A 15,646-nucleotide genomic window follows, 5' to 3' on the forward strand; every position below is an offset into this window, starting at 1 on the left:
CCGGCGTCCGCCCCGCCGCCGCCGCACCAGCTTCCTGCCGCCTTCGGCGCTCTCCCGCACGCCGCCCTCGAGGACCGGAATCGTCCGCAACTCTCCGTAGCGTGAGAGGTGACGGGAGAGGGAGGGCCGGTTCCCCGGCTCGCGACACGCGAGCGGGCGGCGGCCCCGACGAAAGGTGGCGATCATGCCGGTCGTGGTGGAGAACGAGGCCCCGGGCGACGAGCGCGGCGCGCTCCTGGCCTACCTGGAGGCCCAGCGCGGCGGTGTCCGCCGGGCCCTGCACGGGCTGACCGAGGAGCAGGCGCGCAGCGTGCCGTCGGCCAGCGCCCTGTCGGTGCTCGGTGTGCTCAAGCACCTGGCGCACGGCGAGCGCGGCTGGTTGCGGACCATGCGCGGCGGGACGACCGACTACGAGGAGGCGAGCAAGGAGTGGGAGGACAGCTTCACGCCGCACGCGGACGAGACGGTCGAGGCGCTGCTGGCCCTCTACGACGAGGTCGCCCGGGAGACGGAGGAGTCCGTCCGCGCGGTCGCGTCCATGGACGCGACCTTCACCGTGCCGCCCGCCCCGTGGGACGCCGGCGGCGACCGGAGCTGGCGCTGGGCGCTGCTGCACCTGATCGAGGAGACCGCGCGGCACGCCGGGCACGCGGACGTGATCCGCGAGTCGATCGACGGCAAGGGCGCGTTCGACCTCGTCTTCGAGACCGGCGCGATGCCGGAGCCGGACTGGTCCGCCTTCGAATGAGGCTCCCGTTCCGGAGGGCCGCGGGCGGAGGGCGGTGGGCGGAGGGATGCGCCGAGGGTTCGGCCTCCCCGCGGCTCTCCGCGGCGCGGGGTTTCGTCCGTATCGCGGTGTGACATCCCCGACAGGGGGTTTCACCCGTTTCGGGGTATGCCGGGGCATGCGGCATGCTTGCCGGGGCGTGCGGAGAGACATCACCTCGACCGGGCGCCCACCCTGGTGCCTCCTGTGACGGACATCGCAGTTTCGGTGTGCCCGTTCCGGGAACGGCGAGGGCCGGAAACGGCGTTCTCCCCCTCGGCGTCCAGGGTGGACGGCGAGGTACCGAAGGAGCAGGAGGACAGTGGCCGGGGAGCCCAGGTGGAACGGCGCCGACGCACAGGCGGAGGACGCGAAGCCGCAGTCGGACGAGGCGCGCAGCGCATTCACCCCGCCGCAGGGGCTGCCCCTGCGGCCGCCCGCCGAAAGTGACCATCCCTCCTCCGAGTTCACGATCCCGGAGGGTCTGCGCACCCAGTCGGTGTACGAACCCGGCAGCCACTTCACCCCGCCGGACGGAATCCCGGTCCTCGCCGGACTCGACCGGCCCGGCCTGCCCTGGCAGGACCGGATGCGCACCATGGTGCGGATGCCGCTGGCCGAGCGGCCGGCGCCGGAGCGCCCGGTGCGCACCGAGGACGGCGAGAGCGGCCCGTCCGTGCCGCGTGTGCTCGACCTGACGCTCCGTATCGGCGAGCTGCTGCTGGCCGGTGGCGAGGGAGCGGAGGACGTCGAGGCGGCGATGTTCGGCGTGGCCCACGCCTTCGGGCTGGACCGCTGCGAGCCCACGGTGACCTTCACCCTGCTGTCCGTCACCCACCAGCCTTCGCTGGTCGACGACCCGGTCACGCTCAGCCGGACGGTGCGGCGCCGCGGCACCGACTACACGCGGCTCGCCGCGGTCTTCGAACTCGTCACCGACATCTCGCACGGCGAGGTGACGCTGGAGGAGGCCTACCGGCGGCTGGCCCGCATCCGCCGCAACCGGCACCCGTACACCAAGGGCGCGCTGACGGTGGCCAGCGGCCTGCTCGCCGGCGCGGCCTCCCTGCTGGTCGGCGGCGGGTGGCTGGTGTTCCTGCTGGCCGCGCTGGGCGCGATGCTGGGCGACCGGTTCGCCTGGTACCTCGCCGGGCGCGGGCTGCCGGAGTTCTACCAGTTCGTGGCGGCGGCGATGCCCCCCGCCGCGATAGGGGTCACGGTGGCGCTGGTCAGTTCGGGGCTGACCGCCGACATCCGGGCGGGGGCGGTGATCACCGGTGGGCTGTTCGCGCTGATCCCCGGCAGGGCCCTGGTGGCGGCCGTGCACGACGGGCTGACCGGCTTCTACATCACCGCCTCGGCACGCCTGCTGGAGGTCGTGTACCTGATCGTCGCGATCGTGTGCGGCGTGCTGCTGGTGCTGTACGCGGGCGACGAGCTGGGCGCAGAACTGGACCCGGAGAACCAGCTCCACCTGGAACGTCCGGCGACGCAGCTCGTCGCCGCCATGCTGCTGGCGCTGGCGTTCTGCGTCCTGCTGCAGCAGGAACGTCACACCGTCCTGCTGGCCACCGTCAACGGCGGCATCGCCTGGCTGATCTACGGCACGCTGCACGACCTGGCAGAGCTGAACGCCGTCGCGTCCACGTTCGCCGCCGCCGGACTCGTCGGCCTCTTCGGCCAGCTCGCCTCCCGGTACCGGTTCGCGTCCTCACTGCCGTACATCACGGCGGCGATCGGGCCGCTGCTGCCGGGCAGCGCCACCTACTTCGGTCTGCTGAACGTGGCCCAGGGCAACGTCGAGGCCGGCATGGGGGACATCGCCCGTGCCGTCGCACTGGCGTTGGCCATCGCCATCGGCGTGAACCTCGGCGGCGAACTCGCGCGGCTGTTCATCAAGACGCCCGGTGTGGAGACTCCGCTGCCGGGCCGCCGGGCGGCGAAGCGCACCCGCGGGTTCTGACCCGCGGTTCGGGCGCGTCTCGGTTCCATCTCCCTTGCCGTATCGGGGCCGTAACGCGCCTTGCGTGGCTACGATGGCGTCTCAGCAGGCGGGGCCTCCGGAGCAGGGGGCACACTGGAGTCGGCATGGCGTCGATCGGCGCGATGGGAGGCCAGCACGGTGAACGGCGGCAGCCGCGCCCGGCGCCTGACCAGTCGTCTGGCCGCACAGGGAGCCGTCTTCGGCAGGGGGTCGGCGGCCCGGCGCTTCCGCATCCGCCGCACCCTCGCCGCGCAGGACGAGGGGTTCACCACCCGCAGCCGGCTCGGCTGGCTGAACGCCGCCGGCACGCGCATCGGCACCACCCTCGACCTGGAACGCACTGCGCAGGAGCTGGCCGAGTACGTGGTGCCGCGGCTCGCCGACGCCGCCGCCGTGGACCTGCTGGAGTCCGTGCTGCGCGGCGAGGAGGGCGACCACGTCGTGGGCACCGGGGTGCCCGTCACCCGTGCCATGGCGGTGGCGGCCGTGGAGGCGCTGCGCGAGCTGGAACCCTCGCCGGTCGGGGAGATCGTCGACCGCGAGCACCGCCGCGAGACCCTGCTGACCACCCGTTGCCTGGGCGCCCGCGAGTCGGTGATGGTCGCCTCGATGACGGCCGAGGACCTGGACCGGGTGGCTCCCACGGAGAGCGCGGCGGCGGCGATGCGCCGGCAGGGCGTGCACAGCTACATGGCGGTGCCGCTCATCGCCCGCGGGGTGCTGCTCGGCTCCGCCGACTTCGTACGGGCCGGGGACAGCCCGCCGTTCACCGGCACGGACCTGGCGCTGGCCGAGCAGCTCGCCTCGAAGGCGGCCGTCTACATCGACAACGCCCGCCTGTACGGGCGGGAACGCGAACACGTCGTCTCCCTCCAGCGCAGCCTGCTGCCCCGGGCGACGCCCAACACCCCCGGCCTGAAGGTCTCCACGGACTACGCCCCCGCGGTCGATGCGCGGGGCGTCGGCGGCGACTGGTACGACGTGGTCGCGCTGCCGAGCGGCCGCACGGCGCTGGTCGTCGGCGACGTGATGGGTCACGGACTGCCCGCGGCGGCCACCATGGGACGTCTGCGGTCGGTGGCCCGCACGCTGATGACCCTGGACATCGCTCCCGACCGGGTCCTCGCCCGGCTCGACCTCGCCACCCGTGACCTGGAGGACGACCAGGTCGCCACCTGCCTGTGCGCCGTCTACGACCCCGCCGACGCCAGCTACACCCTCGCCAGCGCGGGGCACCCGCCGCCGCTGCTGATCGAGGGCCCGGACGGTGTGCCGCGCTTCCTCGACGTGCCGACCGGTGCCCCGCTCGGTACCGGCGTCATCCCCTACGACCCGCTGCGGCTGGAGAGCGCGCCGGGCAGCCGGCTCCTGCTCTACACCGACGGGCTGATGAAGACGCGCACCGAGGACGTCGACGCGCAGCTCGCCGGGCTGCGCGCGGCCGTGACGGGGATGAGCGAGGAGCAGCTCGCCGACGGCGGGCTGCTGGCAGCGGCGCCGCAGGGCGACGGACGCTTCGACGAGGCGGTCCTGCTGGTCGCGCAGGGTTGCGGGCCGGCCGCCGGGACGGAGTTGCGCACCTGGACGCTGCCCGAGGGCGGCACGGCGGCTTCCACCGCCCGCCGTCTGGTCACCGAGCAGCTCGCCGCCTGGAACCTCGGCGAACTGGCGGACGTCACGGAGCTCGTGGTCAGCGAACTGGTCGGCAACGCGCTGCGGTACGGCGGCGGACCGGGGCAGCTGCGCATGCTGCGCAACGAGCGCCTGATGGTCGAGGTGTCGGACACCGGGCCGGACCTGCCGCAGATCCAGCACGCGGACGTCAGCGACGAGGGCGGGCGCGGGCTCCAGCTGATCAACATGCTCTGCCGCCGCTGGGGCTCCTGCCGCACCGCTGTCGGGAAGGTTGTCTGGGCGGAGCAGAACATCCCCCGCGGGTAACCGTTTCTCCGTGGTCAAGCAACCGGGCTCGGTGTGTCGCGGGCCGGTCGGGTGGTAGGGCGCGCGAAGGCTCAAGGAGCGCCGTTTTCGCGCCGATTCTCATCTTGTCGGATCACGAGCTCACGGCTCGTGGCGATTCTCTGAGGAATAGAGGAGAAACCATGCGTAAGTTCCGCTCCGCGGCTGCCGTCGCCGCCCTCGTCGCCGCCCTCGGTACCGCCGGTGCCGGTACCGCCGTCGCGGGTGGCCCGGCCGTCGAGTTCGAGCAGGAGAACGGCGCCGTCTGCAAGCAGTCGGTCAAGCAGGCCTCGAACTCCCTCATAGGGGACATCAACCTCGGCCTGGGCATCGGCGTGCTCGGCGAGGGCGAGGGCGAGGCGGCCTCCGACCGCTCCGTCGAGGTCGAGTGCGAGATCGTTCAGGGCAACGAGGTCGACTGACCTCGGTCCGCGTTCCGGACGGAAGCGCTCCGGTGCCGGCGGCCCCGCCTCGTGGGGCGCCGGTACCGGAGCGCTCACCCGTTTTGGGGCGGACCCGCGGGCGACACCGGCGACGACGTTGCGGGCGAGGCCGCGGCGAGCGCCGCCCGCGCCGCGGGAAGGGCGCGCTCGCGGTCCGCGGGCACCAGCCCGACGCGCGTACGGCGGTCGAGCACGTCGCCCTCGTCCAGCGCTCCCTCGCACCGCACGGCCCAGGCCAGCTCGGCCTCGGTCACGCCCGCGGAGACCTCCGTCGCCGCCCCGCAGCCGAGCACCTCGGGAGCCTCCGTCCCGTACCGCGCGACGAGCCGCGCGGGAGCGGGTACGCGTGACAGCGCCGCCGCCGACCCCGCGCCGACGAGTGGCAGCCGGCCCGTGCGGCAGGGTCCGGCGGCGAGTCCGCCGCCCGTGACTGCCGCGTCCACCGCGTCCTGGGCCATCCGCCGGTAGGTCGTCAGCTTGCCGCCGACGACGGTGGTCACGCCGTCCGGCGAGGTGAGCACCGCGTGCCGCCGGGACAGGTCGGCGCTCGACCCGGTGCCGTCGCCGGACTCCAGCAGCGGTCGCAGTCCCGCGTACGAGCCGAGTACGTCCTCCCTGGTCAGACGCGCGTTCAGGGCGCCGCCCACGACGTCCAGCAGGAAGTCGACGTCGCGCTGCGGGACGGTGGGCACGTCGGGCACCGGACCGTCCAGCGGCTCGTCGGTGAGGCCGACGTACACCCGGTCGCCGTCCTCCTGCGGCAGCACCATGACGAACCGGCTGAGCGCCCCGGGCACCGGGATGGTCAGTGCCGTGCGCAGGCCGCCGAACCGCTCGCCGGACAGCACCAGGTGGCTGCCCCGGCTGGGACGCAGCCGCACGCCGGGCACCAGCCGGTCCGCCCACACCCCGGCCGCGTTCACGACCGCCCGCGCGCGGATCTCCAGCCGCTCGCCCGTGAGTCCGTCGCGGAGCACCGCACCCCGGCCGTGCAGTTCCTCCGCCGCGCAGCGGGTCAGGACCGCCGCGCCCTCCCGGGCGGCCGTACGCGCCAGGCCGACCACCAGCCGGGCGTCGTCGACCAGTTGGCCGTCGTAGGCGAGCTGGCCGCCGCGCAGTCCGTGGGCCCGGACCGACGGGGCGAGGTCGAGCACCCGTTCGCGCGAGACGCGGCGTGCGCGGGGCAGCACGCCGCGCCGCGTACCGGCGGCGACGCGCAGCGCGTCGCCGAGCACGAAGCCGGCCCGGGTCATCGCGGCCTGCGCCGGGCCCACGCTCTCGTGCAGCGGCAGCAGCATCGGCAGCGCCCGCACCAGGTGCGGAGCCGTGCGGGAGATCAGCACGTGCCGCTCGCGGGCGCTCTCGTACGCGATGCCCATCCGGCCCTTGGCGAGGTAACGCAGCCCGCCGTGCACCAGCTTCGAGCTCCAGCGGCTCGTGCCGAAGGCGAGGTCGTGCTGTTCCACCAGCACCGTGCGCAGCCCGCGTGCGGCGGCGTCCAGGGCGATGCCGGTGCCGGTCACCCCGCCGCCGACCACCAGCAGGTCCACCTCGGGACGGTCGGCGAGCCGTTCCAGTTCGCGGGAGCGGCGGGTGGCGTTCAGCGCGGCGGCCTCGCGGGCCGCGCCGCGCGCGGCGGCAGCGGCGGACGCGGCCGGTGTCGGGGCCGGTGTCGGGGCGGCGGAAGGGGCTGGGGGCATGGCGCTCAGGCCTCCTCGGGGCGCAGGTAGGAATCCAGCAGGCGGCGCAGTTCCTCGGTGAGCCGGTCCAGCGGCAGCACGTCGTCGACGAGCCGCCAGGACAGGGCGGTCGTCTGGACCTGGAGCATGACCATGCGGGCGAGCGCGTCCGGGTCGCCGGCGCGGACGGTGCCGTCGGCCTGGCCGGCGGTGATCTGTGGCCGGAGCAGTTCCAGCGCGCCGCGCTGGCTGGAGCCCAGCCGCTGGAAGGTGTACGTGACCAGCGCCTCGGGCTCGGTCTCCAGGATCCGCGTCAGCAGCGGGTGTCCGCGCAGCGCCCGCAGCAGCTCGGACGCCTCGCGCACCAGCCGCTCGCGGACGCCGCCGGGCCCGTCGGCCGGGCCGGCCTGCTGCGCGGCGGTCACCAGCGCCGCATGCATCTCGCGGGTGAGCAGGTCGGCGACGAGCGTGTTGACGTCCCGCCAGCGCCGGTAGACGGTCGGGCGGCTGACGCCCGCCTGCCGCGCCACGTCGGTGAGGGTGATGCGGCGCAGTCCGAACGCGGCGATGCAGTCGTACGCGGCGTCCAGCAGCGAACCGGCCACCGGGTCCTGCGGAGTGTCGTTCTCGTCCTCGTTGCTGATTGACATCACATGTAAGACTGTAACGCATGACGACTCCCAGCACCCCGGTCGGTGAGATGTCCTGGAACGCCTGGGGCGACCCCGACCGCGCCTCCGCCCTCCCCGAGTCCGTACGCGGCCTGGTCGCGTCCGTCCTCGGCGTCGCCCTGCGCGACGCCCCCGCCGTCGAGGAGTCCGCCCTCGCCGTCCCGCCCTCCGCTCTGCCCGCCGCCGCGCGCGACGCCCTGGCCGCCGCCGTCGGCCCGGACCACGTCGACCTCGCCGACGCCGCCCGCGTCCGGCGCACCGGTGGGAAGAGCACGCCCGACCTGCTGCGCCGCCGGTCCGGGGACGTCGCGGACGCCCCCGACGCCGTCGTCCGGCCCGCCTCGCACGCGCAGGTGCTCGACGTGCTCCGGGCCTGCGCCGAACACCGTGTCGCCGTCGTGGCGTTCGGCGGCGGCACCAGCGTGGTCGGCGGCGTGGAACCGCTGCACCCCGGCTTCGAGGCGGTGATCTCCCTCGACCTCGGCCGGATGAAGGCGCTGCTCGCCGTCGACCCGGTCTCCCGCACCGCCACGCTCCAGCCCGGCCTGCGCACCCCGGAGGCCGAAGAACTCCTCGCCGCGCACGGCCTGACGCTCGGTCACCAGCCGCAGAGCTACGAGTACGCGACCATCGGCGGCTACGCCGCCACCCGCTCCTCCGGCCAGTCCTCGGCCGGGTACGGCCGGTTCGACGCCATGGTGCTGCACCTGCGCGCCGCGACCCCGCGCGGCACCCTCGACCTCGGCCGCTCGCCCGGCTCCGCCGCCGGACCGGACCTGAAGCAGCTCCTCCTCGGCTCCGAGGGCGCGTTCGGGGTGATCACCGAGGTGACCGTACGGGTACGGCCGCTGCCCGAGGCGCAGCGCGACGAGGCCTGGACCTTCCCCGACTTCGCCACCGGAACGGCCGCCCTGCGCGCCCTCGCCCAGGGCGGGGTGCCGCCCACCCTGGTGCGGCTCTCCGACGAGACCGAGACCTTCGTCAACGCGGCCCTCGCCGGCGAACAGGCGACCGGCGGCTGCCTCGCCGTCGTCGCCCACGAGGGCACCGCCGGCCAGGTCGCCTCCCGCCGCGCGGAGACCGCTGCGGCGCTGGAGGCCGCGGGCGGCACCTGCCTGGGGGAGGAGCCCGTCGCGCAGTGGCGGCACAGCCGCTACGCCGGCCCGTACCTGCGCGACGGGCTGCTCGGCGCGGGCGTGCTCGCCGAGACCCTCGAGACCGCCACCACCTGGAGCCGGCTGCCGGAACTGCGCGAGGCGGTCACCGAGGCCCTGACCGGCGCGCTCGCCGTGGACGGCACGCCCCCGGTGGTCAACTGCCACATCTCGCACGTCTACCCGGAGGGCGCCTCGCTCTACTTCACGGTCGCCGCGGCCGGGGGCGACGACCCCGCGGGCCGCTGGGAGCGCGCCAAGCGGGCGGCCGGCGACGCGATCGCCGGGCACGGCGGCACCATCACCCACCACCACGCGGTGGGAGCCGACCACCTGCCCTGGATGGCCGACGAGGTCGGTGACCTGGGCGTGGAGGTGCTGCGCGCGGTCAAGCGCACCCTCGACCCGGCGGGTGTCCTCAACCCGGGCAAGCTCATCCCGCCCTCCCCGGCGGCCGTCGCCGAGGCGGCCCCGGCAGGCGACGCGTGAGCGCCACGGGCGCGCGGCGCCGGGTCGCGATGCTGGTCAACCCGGCGGCGGGCGGCAGCCGCGGCACGGACCTGGCGGCGACGGCCGCCCGGCGGCTCCTCGCCCGCGGCGCCGAGGTCGAACTGATCGCCGCGCAGGACGTCGGCGCCGCCCGGGACCAGGCCCGCCGCTGTGTCGCGGACGGCGTGGACGTGCTCGCCGTCGTCGGCGGAGACGGCATGGTCCACCTGGCCCTCCAGGCCCTCGCGCCCGCGGGCGGCGCTGTCGGCCCCGGGACGCCTGCCACGGCCGGGGCGCCCGCCCTGGCCGTGGTGCCGGCCGGCACCGGGAACGACTTCGCGCGGGTCCTGGGCATCCCCCGACGGGACGCGGAGGCCGCGGCCGATCTGGTGCTGGACGGTGAGGAACGCACCCTCGACCTGGGCCGCGTCACCGGCGACGGCACGCCGCCGCGCTGGTTCGGCACCGTGCTGACCAGCGGATTCGACGCGCTCGTCACCGACCGGGCCAACCGGATGCGGCGCCCGCGCGGCCGGATGCGCTACAACCTCGCCATGGTCGCCGAACTGGGGCTGCTGCGGCCCCTACCGTTCGTCCTCGACGTGGACGGCGCACGGCACGAGCTGGAGGCCACGCTGATCGCCGTAGGCAACACCACGACGTACGGCGGCGGCATGCGCATATGCCCGCACGCCGCCCCGGACGACGGGCGCCTCGCCGTCACCGTGGTCCCGGCGGTGGGGCGGGCCGAGCTGCTGCGGGTGTTCCCGCGGGTCTACCGCGGCACCCACGTGAGCCACCCGGGGGTGCGGACGTTCACCGGGCGGCGGGTGCGGGTGGAGACGGCGGACATGCGGGCCTACGCGGACGGCGAGCCGCTGGGGGCCCTGCCCCTGGAGGCCGAGGCCGTTTCCGCCGCGGTAGGCGTCCTGGTCCCGCCGCACCGACGTCGCGCCGCGCGTGCGTGAGGGGCCGGGCGGGCCGACATCCGCCGGCCCGCCCGACCCCTCACGCACGGGAAGGTCCGGCCGGGCGTCGGCCGGACCTCCGCGGGAGACTCAGTGGCCGCCCTGCGCCTCGAGCCGCTTGACCGAGGCCTCGACCTCCGCCTCCGCCTCCGAACGGCCGACCCAGTCGGCGCCCTCGACCGACTTGCCGGGCTCCAGGTCCTTGTAGACCTCGAAGAAGTGCTGGATCTCCAGCCGGTCGAACTCGCTCACGTGGTGGATGTCGCGCAGGTGCTCCATCCGCGGGTCGGACGCCGGCACGCAGAGCAGCTTGTCGTCGCCGCCCGCCTCGTCCGTCATGCGGAACATGCCGATGGCGCGGCACTTGATGAGACACCCCGGAAAGGTGGGCTCGTCGAGCAGCACCAGCGCGTCGAGCGGGTCGCCGTCCTCGCCGAGGGTGTGGTCGACGAAGCCGTAGTCGGCCGGGTACACGGTCGAGGTGAAAAGGTGACGGTCCAGCCGGATGCGACCGGTCTCGTGGTCCACCTCGTACTTGTTCCGCGAACCCTTCGGGATCTCGATGACGACGTCGAACTCCAAGGGAGGCTCCTCCGTGATCAACACATGTTCTGGTGATTAAGTGTCCCTCACGCAGGTTCGTGCTCGCGAAAGGGGCTGGTCTTCCGATGCCTGACGACACGGTCCGGGCACGTGCCGCGGCCCTCGCCGCCTCCGCGCGCCGCAGCGTGCGGGGTGCCCCGACGGCGCTCCGGCGGCGGTGGCGGACCGCCCCGCCGCACCAGCGGCAGACCTGGCGGCTGTCCGTGACCTCCGCCGTGGTCGGCCTCGTGGTCGCGTTCACGGCGGTGGCCGTGGCGGGACCGTGGGACTCGGGTCAGCGTACGGCCGAGCGGACGCGTGCGGGCACCTGGCCGGACGACAGTGGCAGGGACCACACCGCCGAGGACCCGGCCCTGCCCGAACCCGCGCCGAGCGCACCGGAGGTGCTGCGGGCCCTCGGCGCCGCGCCCGCCGACGGCGCCGAGGGGGCGGGCGACGACGCGCCGCCGCCCGCGCCCACCCCGACCGCGCTGGCCGACACCCTGGAGCCGCTGCTGGACGACCCGGCGCTCGGCCCGGTCGTCTCCGCCTCCGTCGTCGACGCCCTCACCGGCAAGCAGCTCTTCGGCGAGGGCGCGGCCCGACCGGTGACGCCCGCCTCGACCGTCAAGATCGCCACGTCCGTCGCGGTGCTCTCCGCGCGCGGCCCCGGCCACCGCATCGAGACGCCCGTCGTCCGGACCGGCGAGGGGCGCATCGTGCTCGTCGGCGGCGGCGACCCGACGCTCACCGGGAAGGACCTCGACGCCCTCGCCGCCGACGTCGCACGGGAGCTGAAGCGGGCAGACGACGCGTCCGACGTCCGCCTGGGCTTCGACGTCTCGCTGTACTCCGGGCCCGGCCTGCACCCCATCGGCCCCAACGACAACCTGGCGCCGGTCAGTCCGCTGATGCTGAACGAGGCGCGGCTCGACGGCAGCGATCACGGCCCCGCCCCCCGCGCCGCCGACCCCGCGGCCGAGGCCGCGCGCACGTTCGCACAGCGCCTCGACGACCACGGCGTCACGGTCTCCGGCCGGCCCTCGAAGGTCACCGCCGGGGACGACGCCGAACGGATCGCCGTGCACCGGTCCGCGACCGTCGCCCGGCTGGTGGAGCGGACCCTGACCCACAGCGACAACGACCTCGCCGAGGCCCTGGCGCGGCAGACCGCGCTCGCCGTCGGCGAGCCGGCGAGCTTCGACGGCGCGGGCCAGGCCGTCCGCGCCCGGCTGAAGGACCTGGACCTGCCGGTGCGCGGCGCCCGCTTCGCCGACGGCAGCGGCCTCGACCGCACGGGCAAGGTGACCGCCGGACTCCTCACCGGGCTGCTCGCCCTCGCCGCCGACCCCGGACGGCCCGAGCTGCGCGTCGCCCTCACCGGCCTGCCCGTGGCCCACTTCACGGGCACGCTGCACGGGCGCTACGAGGGCGCGCGGGGCGCCGGCGTCGTCCGGGCGAAGACGGGGACGCTGACCGGGGTGAACACCCTGGCCGGCACGGTCGTGGACGCGGACGGGCGGCTGCTGGCCTTCGCGTTCCTGACGACGGGCACGAAGGACCGCTACGGCGCGCAGGCGGCCCTGGACCGCATGGCCTCCGCCCTCGCGAACTGCGGCTGCAGGTAGGTCGCCTGCGGCCGGAGTCCCCGGGCCCTTCGGCCCGTCGCGGTCCCGTCGCGGTCCCGTCGCGCCGGAGGGACTCTGCTCCGTCGGCTGCCGCACCGCGCGGCGGGCACGTACCGTGAAGGCATGACGAGCCTCGGTGGTGTGCAGATGGTCGACTGGAACCTCGCGGTCACGACCGCGACCCGGCTCGTGCGGCCCGGGCCGGAGATCAGCCGGGAGGAGGCCCGCGCGGTCGTCGCCGAGCTGCGCCGCCACGCCACCGCCTCCGAGGAGCACGTGCGCCGCTTCACCCGCATGCATCCGCCCACCCCGGACGGCGGCCCGGCCGGGAACGGCGACGCGGACGCCCCGGTGCTCGTCGTGGACCGGGCCAGCTGGGTACGGGCCAACGTGGCCGGTTTCCGCGAGCTGCTGGCGCCGCTGCTGGGCAGGATGAGCGAGCGCCGCGCGGGCAGTCCCGGCGGCGCGGTGCTCGGTGCCGTCGGCGGCAAGGTCACCGGCGTCGAGGTGGGCATGCTGCTGTCGTTCCTCGCCTCCCGCGTGCTCGGGCAGTACGAGACGTTCGCACCGGTCTCCCGCGACCTGCCGGGCGCGGCGGACGGCGGCGGCCGGCTGCTGCTCGTCGCCCCGAACATCGTGCACGTGGAACGGGAACTGGAGGTCGCGCCGCACGACTTCCGGCTGTGGGTGTGCCTGCACGAGGAGACGCACCGCACGCAGTTCTCCGCGGTGCCGTGGCTGCGGGACCACGTGCGCGGCGAGATCCAGGCGTTCCTCGCCGAGACGGACATGGACGCGTCCACGCTGCTGGAGCGGCTGCGGGACGCCGTGCAGTCGCTGACCGGCGCCCGCCCGCAGGGCGAGGAGGGCGAGGAGAGCGGCGACCGCAGCTTCGTGGAGCTGGTGCAGACCCCGGCCCAGCGCGAGATCCTCGGCCGGCTGACGGCCGTGATGTCGCTGCTGGAGGGCCACGCCGACTACGTGATGGACGGCGTCGGGCCGCAGGTGGTGCCGTCGGTGGTGGAGATCCGGGAGAAGTTCACCAAGCGGCGGGCCAGCGGAGCCGGGCGGCTGGACCAGGCGCTGCGCAAGCTGCTCGGTCTGGACGCGAAGCTGCGCCAGTACCGCGAGGGCGAGCGGTTCGTACGCACCGTCGTCGACGAGGTGGGCATGGAGGGCTTCAACAAGGTGTGGACGTCGCCCAACACGCTGCCGACCAAGGCGGAGATCGCCGACCCGGCCGGCTGGGTCGCGCGCGTGCACGGTAAGGGCGAGTGAGCCGTCGGGGGCGGCCGGACAGGGCCGCCCGCGCCACGTAATCACCCGTCCGAGGGACCGTCCGCGCGGGGTCGGCGTGCGATGCTCGGGGAACGCAACTCGTCTCTGTCACCATCGACACACGCACCGTGATCGGGGCGGGTGTCGTATCGGCTCGCATCGGCGCGATCAGACTCCCTCGAGGAAGTGAATCGGACATGGGTCCCCATCCCGCGGTCGCCGCAATACGCCTGGCGGTCCGCCGCGTTCTCCACGACGTCCTCCGGGACGCGACCCGGGGCCGGGCGGCCCCGGCCGGCCCGCACCTCCGCGGCGGCGGGACCGAGCCGCCGCTCGCTCTCGTCGCCTGCTCCGGCGGCGCCGACTCCATGGCGCTCGCCTCCGCCGTCGCCTTCGAGGCGCCCCGCCTGGGCCTCCGGGCCGGCGCCGTGACCGTCGACCACGGTCTCCAGCCCGGCTCCGCCGGACGCGCCGCCGAGGTCGTCTCCCGCCTCGCCTGCCTCGGGCTGGGCCCCGTCGACTCGCTGGCCGTGACCGTCGGCCGCAAGGGCGGCCCCGAAGCCGCCGCCCGCGACGCCCGGTACGCCGCGCTCGACGCCGCCGCCGAACGCCACGGCGCCGCGGCCGTCCTCCTCGGCCACACCCGCGACGACCAGGCCGAGACCGTCCTCCTCGGCCTCGCCCGCGGCTCCGGCACCCGCTCGCTCTCCGGGATGGCCGCCGTCTCCGGGCCCGGCGGCCGCTACCGCCGGCCGTTCCTGGCGCTGGACCGGCAGACCACCCGCAAGGCCTGCCTGGAGCAGTCCCTGCCGGTCTGGGACGACCCGCACAACGCCGACCCCGCCTTCACCCGCTCCCGGGTGCGGCACGAGGCGCTGCCCAGTCTGGAGAAGGCCCTGGGCCGCGGCGTGGTCGAGGCCCTGGCCCGTACGGCCCGCCTGTCCCGCGACGACGCCGACGCCCTCGACGCCTGGACCGACGAGGCGGAACGGTCCTCCCGGGCCGACGACGGCGCTCCCGGCGAGCTGGACGTCGGCCGGCTGTACGCCCTGCCGCCCGCCGTGCGCCGCCGGGTGCTGCGCCGTACGGCCGTCGCGGCCGGTGCCCCGGCCGGGTCGCTGTTCGCCCGGCACATCGAGGAGGTGGACCGGCTCATCACGGCCTGGCGGGGTCAGCGGGCCATCAATCTCCCGGGCCGGGTCGAGGCACGCAGGCAGGGTGGCAGACTGGTCATCCGGCAGAGCTGAGCCGAGCCGGGGCGCGCCCGCGCGTGGCGGTGCGGACGGCGGCCGGCGTACCGACATCGAGCGAGAGCGGCTACCGGGTGGACGAGAAGGACATGGGCACCGACCTGAAGAAGGTGCTCATCACCAAGGAAGAGATCGACGCGAAGCTGGCCGGCCTGGCCGAGCAGATCGACGCCGAGTACGCGGGCAGGGAGCTGCTCCTGGTCGGCGTGCTCAAGGGCGCGGTGATGGTGATGGCCGACCTGGCCCGAGCCGTGCGCACGCCTGCCACCATGGACTGGATGGCGGTGTCGTCCTACGGCGCCGGAACGCAGTCCTCCGGGGTGGTGCGCATCCTGAAGGACCTGGACACCGACATCCAGGACAAGCACGTGCTGATCGTCGAGGACATCATCGACTCCGGCCTGACGCTCTCCTGGCTGCTGTCGAACCTGGGTTCGCGCGGCCCGGCCTCGCTGGAGGTCTGCACCCTGCTGCGCAAGCCGGACGCCGCCAAGGTGGCGATCGACGTCAAGTGGGTCGGCTTCGACATCCCCAACGAGTTCGTCGTCGGCTACGGTCTCGACTACGCGGAGAAGTACCGGAACCTGCCGTTCGTCGGCACTCTGGCCCCGCACGTCTACGGCGGCTGACCCGTCCGGGGGCCGTACGGGAACGTACGGCCGTCCCCTACCGTTGGTGAGGGGAGGGCATACGGTTGCCCGTCCGCGGCGGCACCTCGCGTCGATGCTGAGGTACCGTCCGAACGTCAGGCTATTTCAACTCACTGTGGCAGGAGGGACGGGGCGCGAGCCGCTC

13 protein-coding genes are annotated in these 15,646 nt (G+C 74.9%); 10 read left to right on the forward strand and 3 right to left on the reverse strand.

Translation table 11 applies throughout. The features are described 5' to 3' along the window. Positions 1 to 184: 184 nt before the first annotated feature. The 4 genes from RM572_RS23705 to RM572_RS23720 all read left to right on the forward strand — a co-directional run bounded on the left by RM572_RS23705 (position 185) and on the right by RM572_RS23720 (position 5,131). On the forward strand, positions 185 to 748 hold the full coding sequence (locus tag RM572_RS23705; protein ID WP_311675440.1) for a DinB family protein: 564 nt from the start codon (positions 185 to 187) through the stop codon (positions 746 to 748). Between the two features lie 340 nt (positions 749 to 1,088). Beyond that, a complete protein-coding gene (locus tag RM572_RS23710) occupies positions 1,089 to 2,729 on the forward strand; it encodes a threonine/serine exporter family protein (RefSeq protein WP_311675441.1) in 1,641 nt (546 codons plus the stop codon). Between the two features lie 159 nt (positions 2,730 to 2,888). After that, on the forward strand, positions 2,889 to 4,691 hold the full coding sequence (locus RM572_RS23715; RefSeq protein ID WP_311675442.1) for a SpoIIE family protein phosphatase: 1,803 nt from the start codon (positions 2,889 to 2,891) through the stop codon (positions 4,689 to 4,691). A 161-nt stretch (positions 4,692 to 4,852) separates the two neighbouring features. Beyond that, positions 4,853 to 5,131, forward strand: a complete 279-nt coding sequence (locus RM572_RS23720; protein WP_311675443.1) for a hypothetical protein — start codon at positions 4,853 to 4,855, stop codon at positions 5,129 to 5,131. A gap of 74 nt (positions 5,132 to 5,205) precedes the next feature. On the opposite strand, the gene RM572_RS23725 is transcribed toward RM572_RS23720, so the two are convergent. Together RM572_RS23725 and RM572_RS23730 are read right to left on the reverse strand one after the other, a co-directional pair. Next, positions 5,206 to 6,852 carry a glycerol-3-phosphate dehydrogenase/oxidase gene (locus RM572_RS23725; RefSeq protein WP_311675444.1) on the reverse strand — a complete coding sequence of 549 codons (1,647 nt, stop codon included), beginning with the start codon at positions 6,850 to 6,852 and terminating at the stop codon, positions 5,206 to 5,208. A gap of 5 nt (positions 6,853 to 6,857) precedes the next feature. Continuing rightward, entirely contained in the window at positions 6,858 to 7,481 is a 624-nt protein-coding gene (locus tag RM572_RS23730) for a TetR/AcrR family transcriptional regulator (protein WP_311675445.1), read from the reverse strand. A gap of 20 nt (positions 7,482 to 7,501) precedes the next feature. Here RM572_RS23730 and RM572_RS23735 point away from each other — a divergent pair, with 20 nt between their 5' ends. Both RM572_RS23735 and RM572_RS23740 read left to right on the forward strand, forming a co-directional pair. Then, complete coding sequence (locus tag RM572_RS23735) at positions 7,502 to 9,145, forward strand: FAD-binding oxidoreductase (RefSeq protein ID WP_311675446.1); 1,644 nt, start codon at positions 7,502 to 7,504, stop codon at positions 9,143 to 9,145. Continuing rightward, complete coding sequence (locus RM572_RS23740; RefSeq protein WP_311675447.1) at positions 9,142 to 10,113, forward strand: diacylglycerol kinase; 972 nt, start codon at positions 9,142 to 9,144, stop codon at positions 10,111 to 10,113. The genes RM572_RS23735 and RM572_RS23740 overlap by 4 nt, the downstream gene beginning before the upstream one ends. Before the next feature lie 90 nt (positions 10,114 to 10,203). Here the strand turns inward: RM572_RS23740 and RM572_RS23745 are convergent, their stop codons facing one another. Further along, positions 10,204 to 10,695 carry an inorganic diphosphatase gene (locus RM572_RS23745; RefSeq protein ID WP_027764132.1) on the reverse strand — a complete coding sequence of 164 codons (492 nt, stop codon included), beginning with the start codon at positions 10,693 to 10,695 and terminating at the stop codon, positions 10,204 to 10,206. An 86-nt stretch (positions 10,696 to 10,781) separates the two neighbouring features. Here RM572_RS23745 and dacB point away from each other — a divergent pair, with 86 nt between their 5' ends. The 4 genes from dacB to hpt all read left to right on the forward strand — a co-directional run bounded on the left by dacB (position 10,782) and on the right by hpt (position 15,480). Continuing rightward, complete coding sequence (gene dacB / locus RM572_RS23750; protein ID WP_311675448.1) at positions 10,782 to 12,323, forward strand: D-alanyl-D-alanine carboxypeptidase/D-alanyl-D-alanine endopeptidase; 1,542 nt, start codon at positions 10,782 to 10,784, stop codon at positions 12,321 to 12,323. Between the two features lie 123 nt (positions 12,324 to 12,446). After that, a complete protein-coding gene (locus tag RM572_RS23755) occupies positions 12,447 to 13,601 on the forward strand; it encodes a zinc-dependent metalloprotease (protein ID WP_311675449.1) in 1,155 nt (384 codons plus the stop codon). Between the two features lie 197 nt (positions 13,602 to 13,798). Continuing rightward, entirely contained in the window at positions 13,799 to 14,848 is a 1,050-nt protein-coding gene (tilS, locus tag RM572_RS23760) for a tRNA lysidine(34) synthetase TilS (RefSeq protein ID WP_311675450.1), read from the forward strand. A 92-nt stretch (positions 14,849 to 14,940) separates the two neighbouring features. Continuing rightward, a complete protein-coding gene (gene hpt / locus RM572_RS23765) occupies positions 14,941 to 15,480 on the forward strand; it encodes a hypoxanthine phosphoribosyltransferase (protein ID WP_311675485.1) in 540 nt (179 codons plus the stop codon). Positions 15,481 to 15,646: the final 166 nt, after the last annotated feature.

The organism is Streptomyces hazeniae, from assembly GCF_031845485.1.
Lineage (GTDB): Bacteria > Actinomycetota > Actinomycetes > Streptomycetales > Streptomycetaceae > Streptomyces > Streptomyces hazeniae.